The organism is Lutispora saccharofermentans (assembly GCF_024363565.1).
Classification (GTDB): Bacteria; Bacillota; Clostridia; order Lutisporales; family Lutisporaceae; genus Lutispora; species Lutispora saccharofermentans.
In genome coordinates this window covers 50,145-65,731 of sequence record NZ_JAJEKE010000013.1, presented here as the reverse complement: position 1 = coordinate 65,731, position 15,587 = coordinate 50,145, and the positions used below count along the sequence as shown (strand labels likewise).

Below are 15,587 nucleotides of genomic sequence, written 5' to 3'. Positions count from 1 at the left end.
AGACAGGCACATTATGTACAAAGAAATCAGCCATCGGATAAAAAATGCATGACAGGAAATAATATGAGCAAAAGCTTTGGGAGGGATAGGATTGAAGTTTAATAAAACAAAATACAGAATCCCTGTTTTTATTATAGCAGCGGGGCTATTGGTGTTTTTAGCCAGCTTCTTTTTTGCTGATAGAGGGTATTTCGGGCAGTTATTTACCAATATAAAAAAGCCTAAGGTTGAAGAAAATGCTGATCCGGGGGAAAAGTCGGAATCAGATATATCTATGGAAAAATCAGAGAAGGATATCATTGATGAGACTATAGAAAAGATGTCTCAAAACTTTGTCGCAAGCTGTTTTGCAAGAGATGAACATATTATTAACGGCTTGCTTTCTAAAGATGCAGCCTATATCAAGTCTCCCGACGGTTCATCCTTTATAAGATATACAGGAGGCGGTCAACTGATAGAGGGCTATATGGCTACGGACAGAGGCCTGGCAGATTACAGGCAGCGCTGGTGCTATACGGAGGGTGAGACAGCCATGGCCGGTGTGGAGATAACACTTGAAGGCAATAACAAGCCTGTTGTATGGTATCTCCACTATAAAAAGGAAAACGGTCAGTGGAAGCTTTTTATGCTGGAAAATGAGTAAGGACCTACAATACCTGCATTATGACGCACTTCAGGTAAAGGGATTCATTATAGGCCGATACTATGGGATGGTCCTTTGCCTGGACTCGTGACTCTATGATGCGCAGTGTTTTTTTCGCGTCTTTGGCAGCCTCGAGGAGCATTTTTTGAAATATTTCGGGATACATGTAGTGGGAGCATGAGCAGCTGATCAAGAAGCCGCCGGGATTTATTATCTTCATTGCTCTCAGGTTTATTTCCTTATAACCTCTATAGGCTCCTTTTAGTGCTGATTTTGACTTGCAAAAAGCGGGAGGGTCTAAAATGACCACATCAAATTTTTCTCCCTTTTGCTGATATTCCTTCAATATGTCGAATACATTGGCCAAAACCACATGAACCTTTCCCTGCAGACCGTTCAGAGCCGCATTAGCAGCTACATATTCTGCTGCATGGTCTGATATATCTACTGCGATAACATCTCGGGCTCCGTAATGAGCGGCATGGAGAGCGAAGCCTCCTGTATGGGTAAAGGTATCCAGTACCCTTGCATTGCTTACAAGGGGCTTGAGAGCGGCCCGATTTTCCCTTTGGTCCAGAAAATAGCCTGTTTTCTGGCCGTTTTCAATATCTACAAGCATTTTCACTTCGTTTTCCGTAATTTCAACCTTGGTGTCAAAAGGCCCCTTCAAAAATCCCTTCTTTTGCTCCATACCTTCCAATTCTCTGATCTGCACATCATTTCTTTCATATATGCCTTTAGGATTCAGTATCTCATCCAGGATTTCCACGATCATATCCTTATATTTTTCTATGCCAAGGGATAGGGTCTGAATGCTCAAATAATCTTCGAATTTATCGACTATAAGGCCTGGAATGAAGTCGGCTTCGCCGAATACAACTCTGCAGCTTGCTGTGTCCACCAATCTTTTTCTGTATTCCCAGGCATCATTTATTCTTTTTTTGAAGAACTCCCTGTTTATTTCCTCTTGCTTTCTGGTCAGTATCCTTACTCTTATCTTTGAATTATCATTTATGTAGCCTCTTCCGATGAATTTATCCTTCCAATCATATATATCGACAATATCGCCATTGTCATAGCTTCCATGGACCTTATCGATTTCATTGTCATATACCCATGGATGGCCTTCAACGACCCTTTTATCTTTTCCCTTTTGCAGCTGAAGCTTTATCATATTTTTATTTTATCCTCCTTAAAATTCAGAACTCAAAGCTCGTGACTTGATATTAATAATATTACATTGCCCGAAAGTATTGTACAATAGTATTAATATAACTCATTGTGGTAGCTGATAAAAGAGTATTTTGTGAAGAGGCTTAGAGTTTGTTAGCGAAGTATAGGAAAAGCTGCGTCAACTGTTTGAGCCTATATGTTGTTAAATCTAAAGCTCTCATAACTCACTTGAATTTTAACAGTAATGACAAACGCTGCATGCGAGTTTTGACGCAGCCCTATACAAGCTTACAAAGTCTTAGCCTTGAAGCTTTATACTTGTTATCAGCTACCACAACCGATTAATATATGTAAACTTGTAACTTTTTAGATAGTGTTGCGTCTTAATTAATGATGCATTCGGGACTTAAATTTTGGAGGTATGATGATGAAGAAGATTATTGCGGTTTTATTGATGGGAATATTGATGCTCACAAGCATAATGCCTATATATGGAGATGACGGAAGTATTAAGGTCAGTACGGAAATAGGGTTCAATAAAGTTTACAGGACAGGCTTTACGACTCCTGTAACCATAACGGTGGAAAATAATAAAAAGGATATTGACGGGGAGATTCAAATCGAGATTCCCAGCTCGGCAGGCCCTATGGGTGTAGAGACGGTCAATATTTACTCTATAAATATAAATCACCCCCAAAATACTGTAAAAAAATATACCATGAATATACCCATACCTGCGTCCTTGCTTACTACAAAGCTGAGGATAGTAGAAGGGAAAAAGATTCTGCATGAGCACTATATGAGAATAGACATGGGCATAGCAGAAAATGTAATGCTTGCAGGGGTGATAAGCGATAACCCTGGAAATTTGGGCTATATGAACGGCTTTACCTTTAAAAACCTTCAAGGAAGCAACAGCATGAAAATGGCTGACTTGAATGAGGAATCCTTTCCTGTGGATCTTGAAGTGCTGAACGGCTTTAACGCGATAATAATAAATGATTATGATACTTCAAAGTTGGATGAGGAGCAATATAAAACCTTAAAAAGGTGGGTAAACCAGGGCGGAATTTTGATCTTGGGGACGGGTCCTAACGGAGGGAAGACTCTATCGGTTTTCAAGGATGATTTTATGACCGGGGAAAGGGGAAGCTTGATCAAGCTATCTGCAGCGGGGTTGGGCGCATTAGCAGGAGACGGCTTTGCAGAAACCATTGAGGTGCTGGATATAAAGGCGAAGGGCGGAGAAGCCCTGATCTCCGAGAATGGAATAAATATAGCGCAGCAGATCGACAAAGGCAAAGGGAGAATACTTTTATTATCCTTTGATATGGGCCTTGAGCCCATATCCTCCTGGAAGCTCAACAGGTACTTTATGGAAGCCCTGCTTCAGAGGGCAGCCCCGGCGGTTTATTCAGGAGAATACTTTGAAAAGTATATGGCCATGGATCGAGGCTACGAATACAGGATTGACAGAGCTCTGAGGAACATCCCGGAGCTTCCGCTTCCCGGATATAAGACAATCATCATATTATTTGCAGTATATATTTTACTCGCTGCTCCCGTGAGCTATATTGCATTGAAAAAGAAGGACAAGAGAGAGCTGATGTGGGCAGTAGTACCCGCATTGTCTGTAGTATTCACAGTTTTCATATACTTTGTGGGCTTCGGTACCAGGCTTACCGGACCTATATTCAATAAAATATCTGTCATATACGGTGACAGCGCAGGGAAATTAACCTCAAGATCCTTCGGGGGAATATTTACACCGAGCAAAACGGATTTGAAGGCGGAAGGCGTAGGAGGGACCAAGATAAGACCGCTGATGAGACAGAGTTATTCCGACAGCTCCTATACAAATTGGGAGGATAAAAAGGTTGAAACAAAGATCACTGCGGCACCGAAAGCAAGCGTGGAATTTTATGACATAGGGGTATGGAGCATGAAGACTCTGGCCCTGGATAATGCTGAGGATATTGCCGGCAGCATAAAGAGCGAAATAAGCTATGCAGATTCAGGGTTTACCGGGTTTGTTGAAAATTCAGCGGGCTTCGACCTGGAGGACTGCTATATAATATCTTCTTACCAGTATATGCATATCAGCGACATAAAAAACGGCGAGAAGAAGGAGATAAGCGGAGCGGCAGAAAAATACTACGGCAACAAATATGATCTCATGGAGGGCTTATATAATGTACGTCAAATAAGAAACAGAGGGCAGAAGCTGACGGATAGTGATATTGCTCAGCTCCGAAAAGATAATCAAAAAAGGGATATACTGGAATATTACTTTTCTGATATATCTTCCGGGATAGAAGGCATTAAGCTGATAGGCTGGACAAAAGCTCCCATAGGCGGCCAGGTAAAGATAAACGGGAAAGATATAAAAAGCTATGAGAAATCTTTGGCGGCAATAGATATGAAGCTGGTCATGCAGCCCGGAGAAGAAGTGGAACTGCCCTTCGGATATATACAGCCTGTAATAAAAGGGAGCATGATGAATGGTAATTATGATTCCTATAACAATATGTATTACGGCAACGGAACATTAGAGGTTTCTTTCAAAATAGATGAAAATATAGAACCAAAAGCAATAAGCATAAGCTATGACAAGCCGGAACCAAATATAAAGCAGTATATATGGAATGAAGGGATAAAGGATTGGGAGGCTGGAGATTTCAGCAGCTTTGAGATTGAAGGAGCAAGTATGGAAAAATATTTAGATCAAAGCAAGGCCATCAGGTTTATGTTTGAAATAAACGGCAGCGAATTTCGACTTCCGCAGATTTCAGTGAAGGGAAGTGTGAAGTAATGTTGAAGATAAGCGGACTTGTAAAGAAATACGGAAGGTTTACTGCCGTTGATGATCTGAATCTCAGCGTGCCTGAGGGTGAGATATTCGGCTTTGTAGGGCCTAACGGTGCGGGAAAGACCACCACCATGAAGATAATATGCGGGCTTATGGCGGCAGACGGCGGAAGCGTTTTTGTAGAAGACATAGATGTGGTAAAGAACAGCAGAAAAGCAAAAGAGGTAATAGGATATATGCCGGATTTTTTCGGTGTATATGATGATTTGAAGGTAACCGAATATCTGGATTTTTATGCGTCCATATACAGTATGAACGTCGGCGAGAGAAAGAAGATTTGCAACGATCTGCTGGAGCTGGTAGATCTCAATGATAAAAGGGATGCCTATGTAGACAGCTTATCCAGAGGCATGAAGCAGAGGCTCTGCCTTGCCAGAAGCCTGGTGCATAACCCCAGGCTTTTGGTTCTGGATGAGCCTGCATCAGGTATGGACCCAAGGGCAAGAGTTGAGATGAAGGAGATCCTCCGCACTCTCAGGGAGATGGGCAAGACCATAGTAATAAGCTCTCACATACTGCCTGAGCTTTCGGAGCTTTGCACCTCCATAGGCATAATCGATAGGGGCAAGATCGTCATAAGCGGTACAGTATCGGATATAATGCAGCAAATATACAGCAAGAAATATATAAAGATCAGGCTGAGCGGCAAAGCGGCGGAAGCGCAAAGGATGCTTCTCGAGTTTCCGTTGATCACAAGCACCAGAGAAGGTGAGGGCTTCATAGAGGCCGGCTTCGAAGGAAATGATGAGGATATGAGCATGATTCTTAAGAAACTGGTAAAAAGAGATATCCCTGTCATAAGCTTTGCCCAGATGGATGGCAACCTTGAAGATGTGTTTATGAGAGTGACGAAGGGAGAGGAAGCGCAATGAAGATAAATCCAGTGCTGCACAAAGAAATGAAGATACGAATGAGAGGCTGGCGGGCTGCCGGAATGATAGGCGTATATCTGATATTCCTGGCTTTGACGGCTTCTTTTGTCATGATAATAGCCAGGCAGGATTATTATAGATCTACAATAGACTCTGAATTAGCTATGGGAAGCTATATCGGGCTTGCCATTATGCAGTTCGTCTTGATATCCTTTATCGCACCGGCACTTACTACCGGGGCAATATCAGGGGAGAGGGAAAAGCAGACCCTGGATCTTTTGCTTTGCACCAGGATGACGCCTTTTTCTATAGTGATAGGGAAGCTTTTTGCATCAATAAGCCAGATAATATTATTGATAGTCGCATCCCTTCCCATATTTTCCATCGTGTTTCTATTCGGGGGGATATCCTTCAAGGAGCTTTTGGAGCTCTTTGGATTCTTTATTATAATCGCTATAACCTTTGGCAGCATAGGCATCTTTTACTCCTGCTATTTCAAAAGAACCACTGCCGCCAATGTTCTGGCATACGGCACCATAGCCTTTTTGTACTTCGGCACTATATTTCTTACGCTCATGTATCTGAGTGCAATACAAGATTTTGATTATAAGGGGGTCTTTCCTCTTTTATATTCCAATCCTATCGTGGGCTTTGCTTCTCTTTTGTGGAGCCAGTTCAGAGGGGGCAGCCTGGACTTCCTCCCGGGATTCAGCATAGGCAGCCAGGGTGCAGGCAGCTATGTAAGCCCATGGCTGATCAATTTGATTTTTAATATTGTATTGTCTATATCATTGCTGTTATTATCGGCCAATAAGATAAATCCTCTGAAAAGCAAATTTAAAACAAAGGGCAGGATTAACAGGGCAAATAAGCAAATAAGCAAACAGGCAAATGGGTAGATAGGCTAATGGGGGGACGGAGAACACGACCCAAAGGGAATACCCAAAAACCTGAGTTCTGAATCCTGAGTTCTGAGCTCTAAGAAAAGGATGTGATTGATTGTGGAGGCTTCCAACAGAGATATTTTAAGATATATAAGAAAAGCCAGAGACAGGATGCATATGGAATTTATGCTGAAATTTACGGCAAAAGCCTTGACTATAGCCTTGGGATTATACCTGGCGCTGGTAATTTTAGCGCGCTTTGTGCCTGTTTACGACGCTTATGCCAAAGGAGCGGTGCTGGTGGGGGCCCTGGCCGGCATAGGCCTTCTCATATCGCTTTTTATGACGCCCAAGAATAGGGCCGCAGCAATGCTGCTGGATTCAAAAGGCCTATGTGAGAGGACTTTAACGGCATATGAGCTTTTAAACGACAGTTCAAATATTGCAAAGCTTCAGCGGGAGGATGCCCTGGAGCACTTGGGGAAAATGAATATCAATAAGGAGATCAAGATGAGGATTCCCAAAAAGCTTTCCTTGATTTCCATCCTTCTGGCGTTGATGATTTTGGCATCCGGATTTATACCTAATCCTATGGATGAGAGGGCTGCAGAGCTTCACCATATGAAAAGGGAGGCAGTAAAGCAGCAAAAGGAAATAGATAAGGTCCTGTCGAGGCTTGAGAATAACAATAAGCTCACTATGGAGCAAAAGAAGGAAGCCATGGAGGCTTTGTCCGAGCTCAAGAAGGAGCTTAAAAATGCGAAAGATGCCAGGGAAGCGGAAAAAGCATTGCAAAGAACGGAGAACAAGATAGATATGCTGAAACAAAAATATACAGATAGGGATCTGGATAATATCATAGAAGCATTTTCTAAAAATGAGGCGACGAAGAGCCTGGCGGAAACCTTAAAAAAAGGCGACGCATCAAAGCTTAAAAAGGATCTGGGAAGGACAGCGGAAGGCTTGAAAAACCTTAACAGCCAGCAAATCGGAGAGCTGTCCCAAAACCTTTCGGAGCTGGCCAAAAACCTTAGTGAGAATCCTGAGCTTGCTAAAGCTTTCTATGATCTTTCACAAAAGATGGCAGCGGGAGAGCTGGGGGATATGCAAGATGAACTGAGCGGCCTGGAGGAGCAGATAACCCAGTTGATGGAGAATGATGAATTCAACAGAGCCATGGAAGAGGTAATGGAGGCTCTCAAAAATTCATCGGCTCAGGCAAATGCTGCAGGCAACGGGAATAATCAGGGACAAGGTACGGGCCAGGGTCAAGGGCAAGGCCAGGGTCAAGGCCAGGGCCAGGGGAACGGAAATACGGGAGCCGGTGCAGGCAGCGGCACAGGCGGAGACAGCGAAGCCCAAAGCCGGCAAGGCAAAGGTCAGGGACTAGGCAATAAGCAGCCTTCACCGGGAGACGTGCGGGAGTATGAGAAGGTTTTTACTCCCAGCCTTGTCGGCGGCGAAGGGGATAAATCCCAGCTTAAAGGCAGCAAGGGCAATGAAGGGCAGACAAAGGAGTATACGGTTGACAACGGCATGGGAATAAGAGGAGAAATGAAGCCCTATGATCAGGTAATAGGGGAGTATAAGGAAAAAGCCTTCCAGAGCATCGAAGGCAGGCAAATACCTCAAGGCATGCAGGACATTGTCAAGGATTACTTTTCTTCATTGGAGGACTGATAGTTATTAACATAAATTGTCATTCTGAGAGCAAAGCTCGAAGAATCTGAACATAAGTGTCATTTAGCTGGAAAGATCCTTCGCTGAAGCTCAGGATGACACAGTAGAGAATGGTCTTGACCATTCTGCACTCAATAACAGCGGATAGAGGAGAATAAGAATTATGAATATAGAAGAGAAGGATATTAAAGCGGCCTGGGAAGCTGTAACAAACATGGAAGAAGAAATAGGGAAAGCTATCATAGGCCAGAAGGAAGTGATAAGGCAGGTGATCATAGGACTGCTGTCGGGAGGGCACATACTTCTGGAAGGAGCTCCGGGACTGGGCAAGACCCAATTGGTGAAGACCCTGGCTAGAGTTTTGGATCTCAGCTTTTCCAGGATACAGTTTACCCCTGACCTGATGCCGGCCGATGTGATAGGAACAAATATCCTGGTCAAGGGAGAGGAAGGGCATAGTTCTTTTGAGTTTCATAAAGGCCCCGTTTTCTCAAACCTGGTATTAGCCGATGAAATAAACAGGGCAACGCCCAAAACCCAGTCTGCCCTTTTAGAGGCCATGCAGGAAGGCACGGTAACCGCTTTTAAGAGCACCTATGAGCTTCCAAAGCCCTTTATGGTGATGGCCACACAAAACCCCATAGAGATGGAGGGCACATATCCCTTGCCGGAGGCACAGCTCGACAGGTTCCTTTTCAAGGTAGAGGTTAAATTTCCAAGCCTGTCGGAGCTCAAGGGAATAGTGGATATCACTACCTCCAATTCTGAGATCGATATCAATAAAATGGCAGATGGGGACAAGATAATCGAGATCAGGAAGATAACAAGAGAAATTCCTATGGCTCAGCCCGTTATGGATTATGCTTTGAAAGCGGTGATGTATACCCATCCGGACAATGAAGCTTCACCGGACAGGGCTAAAAAATATATACGGTTCGGGGCCAGTCCCAGAGCCGCTCAGGCCATCATAAGCTCCGCCAAAGTGAGGGCCTTGCTGGAAGGAAGATACAATGTATCCTTTGAGGATATAAAATACGTGGCTTGCCCGTCTCTCAGGCATAGAGTTTTTATGAATTATGAAGGTATAGCGGAAGGCCTGAGCATCGATGAGCTTATAGAAGAAATTCTCAAAAAAGCAGAGGAGCAGGCATGACCATGCAGTATGGAGCATTTGATTCCGAATTTTTGAAAAGGCTTGAAAGGTTATCGCTGAATATGGAAAAGCTTATGGCTTCGGGAAGCGGAGGATTGAGGAAGTCAAAAGCCAAGGGCAGCTCCGTAGAGTTTTCCGATTACAGGGAGTATGCCTATGGCGATGATCTGCGAAGAGTGGACTGGAACGCTTACGGAAGATCCGGCAGGCTTTTTGTAAAGCTTTTTATGGAAGAAAGAGAAGCCATGGTAAATATATTTTTAGACTGCAGCAGGTCCATGGATTTCGGCGAGCCCAAGAAATCGCTGGCGGAAGTTCAGCTTGCAGGAGCGATAGCCTTCCTGGCACTAAACAATATGGACAGGCTGTGCATAAATCTTATGCAGAATGGAAGCTTGAGAAGCTCCGGAATATTCGGGGGAAGAGGCCAATTTGAAGGCTGCGCAGCCTTTTTGGATAACATTGAGTTTAAAGGCATAGCAGATATGGAGAAAGCCATAAAGCAGAAAAAGTTTGGAGGAAGGGGCCTGTCCTTGATCATATCAGACTTTTTTACTCAGGATAAGCCGGAGGATTTTCTTAAGTACCTGCTCTATCACAAGCAGGATATCGTCCTCTTGCACATTTTATCAGCCGAGGAACTGAACCCGAAGCTTCAGGGACAGATCAGGCTGAAGGACAGCGAGACCGATGGAATGCTGGATGTGGATTTGACTCCTTCTGTAATAGATAATTATGAAAGGACCTTGAACAGCTTCATATCGGCCTTGAAGGAATCCTCAAAGAAATATGGAGGGGCCTATGTAAACATAAGCTCCGCCGACAGCTTGGAAAAAGTATTGTTTGAAGATATGATCGCAGCGCAAATAGTCAAATAGGAGTGTTTCATTATGGGCTTTAATAATGCCTACGCCTTATGGTCGCTGCCTCTTTTAGGCCTTATAGTGCTCATGTATATGCTCAAGCAGCAACATGAGGAAATGGAAATATCCAGCCTGTATCTTTGGAAAAAGGCAATGGGGTCATCGGAGGTAAAAAAACCCTGGCAAAGGTTGAAAAATAATATACTGATGCTCATGCAGCTTTTAGCCGCCTTTATGATGATTATGGCATTATCCGGCCCTTATCTCACCAAAGGCAAGGTGCTGGGGGGCAACATAATAATCGCTATAGACAGGAGCGGCAGCATGAATGCCCTATACGGAGAAAAAAGCCGCCTCGATACCGCAAAAGCCATGGCGGAGAAGGCTATCAGAGAAGCCGGCTCATCTTCGGCTTTTACTGTGGTTTCCGTGGACAAAGGAGCTAAGGTGGAGATAAGCGGAACCGGCGATAAAGAAGCAGCGGTAAAAGCCATACGCGGCATAGAGAAGACGGGCATGCAGGGCAGCCTTAAGGATGACCTGTCCCTGATAAAAGCTATGTATAAGCAGTTCCCGTCGGCTCATGTTCTGGTTTACACAGATGAAGCCGTAGCGCTGGAAGATATGGCAGGCGAGATCATTGCATTGGGCGGCAAAGCTGAAAATGCAGGTATAACCCATATATCCTACAGCCGTGACGGTGAGGCCTATACTGTTTTGGTAAGGGTAGGGAATAACGGCGAGGCTGCTGCCGAAAGAGAATTGGCGCTGTATGGAGAGGACAGCCTTCTTGGGCTGACGGAGATAGTCCTGGAGCCCGGTGAATCCTGCAATATCATGTTTGAAGGCATAGAGACGGGCTATAAGTATTTATGGGCAGAGCTCACTGAAGAGGATGCATTGCTTGAGGATAACAGAGCTTATCTGGTGCTTCAGAGCGAGGAATCCAAAAAAGTGCTTCTCTTTTCTGAAGGAAATATATTTGCGGAGAAGGCTTTAAGCTCCATAGAAGGCCTGGAAGTCTACAAGACAGATGACATAAATATATCTGATGATGATTATGATCTTTATATATTTGACGGCATGATGCCATCCTCGCTCCCTCAGAAGGGCTCGCTGTTCTTCATAAATCCCGGCGGGAATAGCCCATATTTCAAAGCAGGGGAGGCGATCGCGGGAGGCAGGGCCGAAATATTGAGCCATGGCTTGAATCAGCATGCTGATGGCTACAGCTTTTATATAGGAAAAATGAGGGATATAGAGAAGCCCTATTGGGCTGATGCCTTGATCAAAGCAGGGCAGAATACGGCTGCGGGAGCCGGTGTTTTTGAAGGGAGAAGAATAGGCTATACGGCCTTTGATATACATGACAGTGATTTTGCGTTAAACACTGCTTTTCCTATATTCATGTACAATATGGCAGCCTATCTGACGGATATGGAGCAGCAGGGAAAGCCTTACTATTACAGCGGTGAAACCATACCTCTGGATTCCGCCGGCGGAGCTGAAGAGGCGGTAATGGAAAACCCGCAAGGCTTAAAGGCAAGCCTGAACAAGGGCTTGCTCTCCTACGGCTATGATGACACAAGGGATACTGGGATTTATAAGCTGTCATATAAGAAGAGCGCCGACAGCGGAGATAAAATATTTGCAGTGAATTTTCCCGGGGAAGAAGCGGCCAATGCCTTTAAAGAGTCCTGGGAAGGCGATAAGAAGCTCGGTGATGCAGGGGGTAATTTACTCTCAGGGCTGAATTTGCGCAGCCTTATCATAATTTTTGTGCTGCTTTTGCTGGCCGGAGAATGGATGGTGTATATTCGTGGTAATTGATTTTGCAAAACCCATATGGCTGATTCTGCTGGTTGCCGTATCGGGGCTGCTCATCGCCACATCCAAGGCCATAAGCAGCAGAGCGAGGGCTAAGAAGGCATTCATATTGACGGCCAGATTTATCACCTTCACATTTTTAGTACTTTCTTTGGCCGGTTTAGGGATCACATGGACTGTGGAAGACACTGCCACCATATTTTTGATGGATGGGTCCGACAGTATGTCCGAGCATATAAAAGAAAGCGAGAGCTTCGTCAGAAGTGCTCTGAAAGAAATGACGGATAAGGATGAAGCAGGAATAATTTCCTTCAGTGAAGAACCTATCATGGAAAACTTTCTTTCAAAGAACCCAACATTTGACTCCATGAGCAGCGATCAAAAAGGCAAGTACACCAATATAGAAAAGGCATTGAATGCGGCATTATCCGTGCTGCCGGACAAGAGCCGGAAGAGGATAGTATTGATAACCGACGGAGAGGAGAATGACGGCAGCAGCAGCAATATAGCAGGCGCTGTAAAGGACAAGGGAGTGGACCTCAAGGTCCTTAAGATAGACAGGGAAAAGGGCAGCGAGGTGTCCGCCGTAAGCCTTACGGTTCCCCAGACCTTGAACATGGGAGAAGAATTCAATATTGGAGTCAATATAAAAAGCAATGTGAATACTCCGGGCAGACTCCTGCTCTTTGACGGCAGCAAAAAGGCGGCTGAGGAAAGGGTAGAAATAACAAAAGGAGATAATAGATTCGTATTCAAGGACAGGGCAGATGCAAGAGGCTTTAAAACCTACAGGGCTGTCATAGAAGCTGATTCGGATACGGAAATGAGGAATAATGAAGTCTCTTCCTTTATCAATGTGCTGGATGAGCCTATGATATTGCTCATCGAGGACAAGGAAGGGGAAGGAGATGAAATAGCAAAAATACTGGAAGGAGCAAAGGCGTCCTTCAAAAGGATAAATGCCCGCTCTGCTCCGGCGGATTTGCAATCCATGGCCCAATACAAGACGATCCTATTGGCCAATGTCTCTGCCGAGAACCTGAGCGATGGCTTTTTAAAAGCCCTGGAGCCCTACGTGCGGGATTTCGGAGGAGGCCTCATAGCTTCCGGAGGAGATGATTCCTTTGCTTTGGGAGGATACTACAAGACCTCCCTGGAAAAGGTGCTCCCCGTGAACATGGAGCTCAAAGGCAAAAAAGCCATACCGGACATGTCCATCATCATGGTCATAGATAAATCCGGCAGCATGTCGGAAGCCAGCGGAGGCATAACCAAGCTGGATCTGGCCAAGGAGGCAGCCGCCAGAGTGCTGGATTCATTGAGAGATAATGATAATATCGGTGTCCTCGCCTTTGACGGCGCCCAATACTGGGTAGTAAAGCCCCAGAAGCCGGGAGACAGAGAAGCCTTGAGAAGCGATATCGGCACCATAAGACAAGGCGGAGGCACGAGCATCCTGCCAGCTTTGGAAGAAGCGGTAAAAACCATGAAAAACCAGAGCAGCAAGATAAAGCATATAATTCTCTTGACTGATGGCCAGGCGGAAAAGACTGGGTATGACAAGCTCCTGGAGGATGCCCGGCAATCGGGCATAACCATTTCAACAGTGGCGGCAGGCCATGACGCAGATGTGCAGCTTCTGGAGCATATATCCAACAAAGCAGGAGGCAGGTCTTATGTGACCAATGAATATTCCAATATACCTACAATCTTTGCCAAGGAAACCTTTATGGCTGCGAAAGCATATCTGAATAACAGGGAATTTACGCCTCGAGTGGCAAATCTGCACCCGGTGCTGGATGAGGTAGTGAGGAAAGGGATTCCGAGTCTCAAGGGCTATATCGCCTCAAGTCCCAAGGATGCCGCAAGCGTGCTTCTGGAAAGCGATGAAGGGGACCCTATACTCACACTTTGGCAATACGGCTTGGGCAAGACCGCAGCATGGAATTCGGACATGAAAGGCATCTGGAGCGGCAATTATGTGAATTGGGATAGCAATCCCGTTCTCTGGAACAACTTGATCAATTGGACTATAGAAAATTACAGCAGCGACGATGTCGAGGCGGAGACTCGAATACAGGGCGGCTATGGGGAAATCAGGCTCAAGCAGAAGAGCAATAAAGAAACCATGGATACAAAGGCTATAATAACCGCTCCCTCTCTGGAAAGCATAGAAATAAAGCTGGATGAAGAGGCCCCCGGACAATATATGGGGCGCTTCAGGATAGAAGATACAGGAGCCTATCTCATCAAAATCGTCCAGAGCAAGGGCGAAGAAATAAAAAGCACCGTAAGCACCGGGCTATCCGTACAATATTCACCCGAATACTCCATGGATGCAAATAGTGATAAGCTGGACCGGCTAGTTATGGAGTCGGGAGGACAATATATAGAGGATGCCGGGGAAGTGTTTAAAGGGCCCATAGCTCCCGTGCAAGGCAGGTTGGATCTGACCTTCCCGATGCTGGTATTGGCGTTGATTGCATTTTTAACAGATATAGCCATAAGACGGCTAAAGCTGCCAATGGATAAGATCACGAGATTGGGCGGGTTGATTGCAAAGAAGATAAAGATAGATAAAAAAGAACAAAAAGCTGAAGATGTAAGGGAAAAGCCTGATGTCATTCCTGAAGAGAAAAAAGCTAAGGAAGCAAAGCAGGCGGAAAACAAAGCTGTTAGTAAAACTTTGGATACGGCTGCACTGTTGAAAAGAAAGAAAAGATGATCATATTAAGGAGTGATAAAACATATGGATGAGCAGGATATAATAAAAGCTGCAGCTTGCTTTGTTGAAAACTCGGAAGGCAATTATATAACAAAGGAAGCCGCTATTTCTGAAAATGTAATGGGAATGAAAATTTATGAGGAGCCGGTCTTCTCCTTCGGCTCTGCAGATGACGAAGGCTTTAAATTGCTGAAAGAAGCGCCGGCAATAGGCGAGCACTTCTTGCTTCCCAGGGAATGGCTGCCGCAGGCGAAAACAGTGATCTCCTTTTTTCTGCCTTTTAGTGAGATTGTGAGAAAAGGCAATAAAAGGGATATGTTGTGGCCTTCGGAAGAATGGCTTCATGGGCGTATTGAAGGCCAAACCTTTTTGAATAATCTATGTATATATTTGAAATCTGAGTTAATAAATGCAGGCTATAACAGCATCGTGCCATCCTTGGATGAAAGATTCTGGTCTAAGGGCAGCCTTAGCGGCAGCTCTCCCCATGATGAAATATCGTTTTCAAGCAATTGGTCTGAAAGGCATGTGGCTTTTGTATGCGGGCTCGGAACATTCGGGCTTTCCAAAAGCCTTATAACTAAGAAAGGTGCAGCCGGGAGGCTTGGCAGCATCGTAACGGAACTGTATTTACCTCCCAGCAATAAAGAATATATAAATATTTATGAGAATTGTTCAATGTGCGGTGCTTGTGTTAAAAATTGCCCGGTCAATGCCATCTCGATAGAAAAAGGCAAGGATCATGTTGCATGCTCTAAATTTCTGGATAAAACCGCCGAAAAATATAAGCCCAGATATGGATGCGGTAAATGCCAGGTAAATGTCCCCTGTGAATGCAGAATCCCAAAGAAAAAACATTAATAAAGCAGTTGAATGCCTGCATGATAAGCCATATAAG

At 44.7% G+C, this 15,587-nt stretch carries 11 protein-coding genes; 10 read left to right on the top strand and 1 reads right to left on the bottom strand.

Translation table 11 applies throughout. The annotated features are described in order from the left end of the window. Nucleotides 1–91 precede the first annotated feature (91 nt). Nucleotides 92–643: a hypothetical protein gene (locus LJD61_RS13835; protein WP_255228138.1), complete on the top strand. Its 552-nt coding sequence runs from the start codon at nucleotides 92–94 to the stop codon at nucleotides 641–643. A 4-nt stretch (nucleotides 644–647) separates the two neighbouring features. On the opposite strand, the gene LJD61_RS13830 is transcribed toward LJD61_RS13835, so the two are convergent. Beyond that, the gene (locus LJD61_RS13830) at nucleotides 648–1,817 is read right to left on the bottom strand and encodes a class I SAM-dependent rRNA methyltransferase (RefSeq protein ID WP_255228137.1); all 1,170 of its coding nucleotides are present in this window, start codon (nucleotides 1,815–1,817) and stop codon (nucleotides 648–650) included. Between the two features lie 426 nt (nucleotides 1,818–2,243). Here LJD61_RS13830 and LJD61_RS13825 point away from each other — a divergent pair, with 426 nt between their 5' ends. The 9 genes from LJD61_RS13825 (at nucleotide 2,244) to LJD61_RS13785 (ending at nucleotide 15,550) form a co-directional block, all read left to right on the top strand. Then, nucleotides 2,244–4,628: a hypothetical protein gene (locus LJD61_RS13825; protein ID WP_255228136.1), complete on the top strand. Its 2,385-nt coding sequence runs from the start codon at nucleotides 2,244–2,246 to the stop codon at nucleotides 4,626–4,628. After that, nucleotides 4,628–5,557: an ABC transporter ATP-binding protein gene (locus LJD61_RS13820; protein ID WP_255228135.1), complete on the top strand. Its 930-nt coding sequence runs from the start codon at nucleotides 4,628–4,630 to the stop codon at nucleotides 5,555–5,557. Before LJD61_RS13825 ends, LJD61_RS13820 begins: the two co-directional genes overlap by 1 nt. After that, entirely contained in the window at nucleotides 5,554–6,456 is a 903-nt protein-coding gene (locus LJD61_RS13815) for an ABC transporter permease (RefSeq protein WP_255228134.1), read from the top strand. The genes LJD61_RS13820 and LJD61_RS13815 overlap by 4 nt, the downstream gene beginning before the upstream one ends. 102 nt (nucleotides 6,457–6,558) lie before the next feature. Continuing rightward, nucleotides 6,559–8,121, top strand: coding sequence for an SMC family protein (locus LJD61_RS13810; protein WP_255228133.1), 1,563 nt, complete (start codon nucleotides 6,559–6,561; stop codon nucleotides 8,119–8,121). Nucleotides 8,122–8,284: 163 nt separating this feature from the next. Next, the gene (locus LJD61_RS13805; RefSeq protein ID WP_255228132.1) at nucleotides 8,285–9,274 is read left to right on the top strand and encodes an AAA family ATPase; all 990 of its coding nucleotides are present in this window, start codon (nucleotides 8,285–8,287) and stop codon (nucleotides 9,272–9,274) included. A gap of 2 nt (nucleotides 9,275–9,276) precedes the next feature. After that, entirely contained in the window at nucleotides 9,277–10,152 is an 876-nt protein-coding gene (locus tag LJD61_RS13800; protein WP_255228131.1) for a DUF58 domain-containing protein, read from the top strand. A gap of 12 nt (nucleotides 10,153–10,164) precedes the next feature. Further along, a complete protein-coding gene (locus LJD61_RS13795; protein WP_255228130.1) occupies nucleotides 10,165–11,967 on the top strand; it encodes a vWA domain-containing protein in 1,803 nt (600 codons plus the stop codon). After that, complete coding sequence (locus LJD61_RS13790) at nucleotides 11,957–14,689, top strand: VWA domain-containing protein (protein WP_255228129.1); 2,733 nt, start codon at nucleotides 11,957–11,959, stop codon at nucleotides 14,687–14,689. Before LJD61_RS13795 ends, LJD61_RS13790 begins: the two co-directional genes overlap by 11 nt. A 24-nt stretch (nucleotides 14,690–14,713) precedes the next feature. Further along, complete coding sequence (locus tag LJD61_RS13785; protein ID WP_255228128.1) at nucleotides 14,714–15,550, top strand: DUF362 domain-containing protein; 837 nt, start codon at nucleotides 14,714–14,716, stop codon at nucleotides 15,548–15,550. Nucleotides 15,551–15,587: the final 37 nt, after the last annotated feature.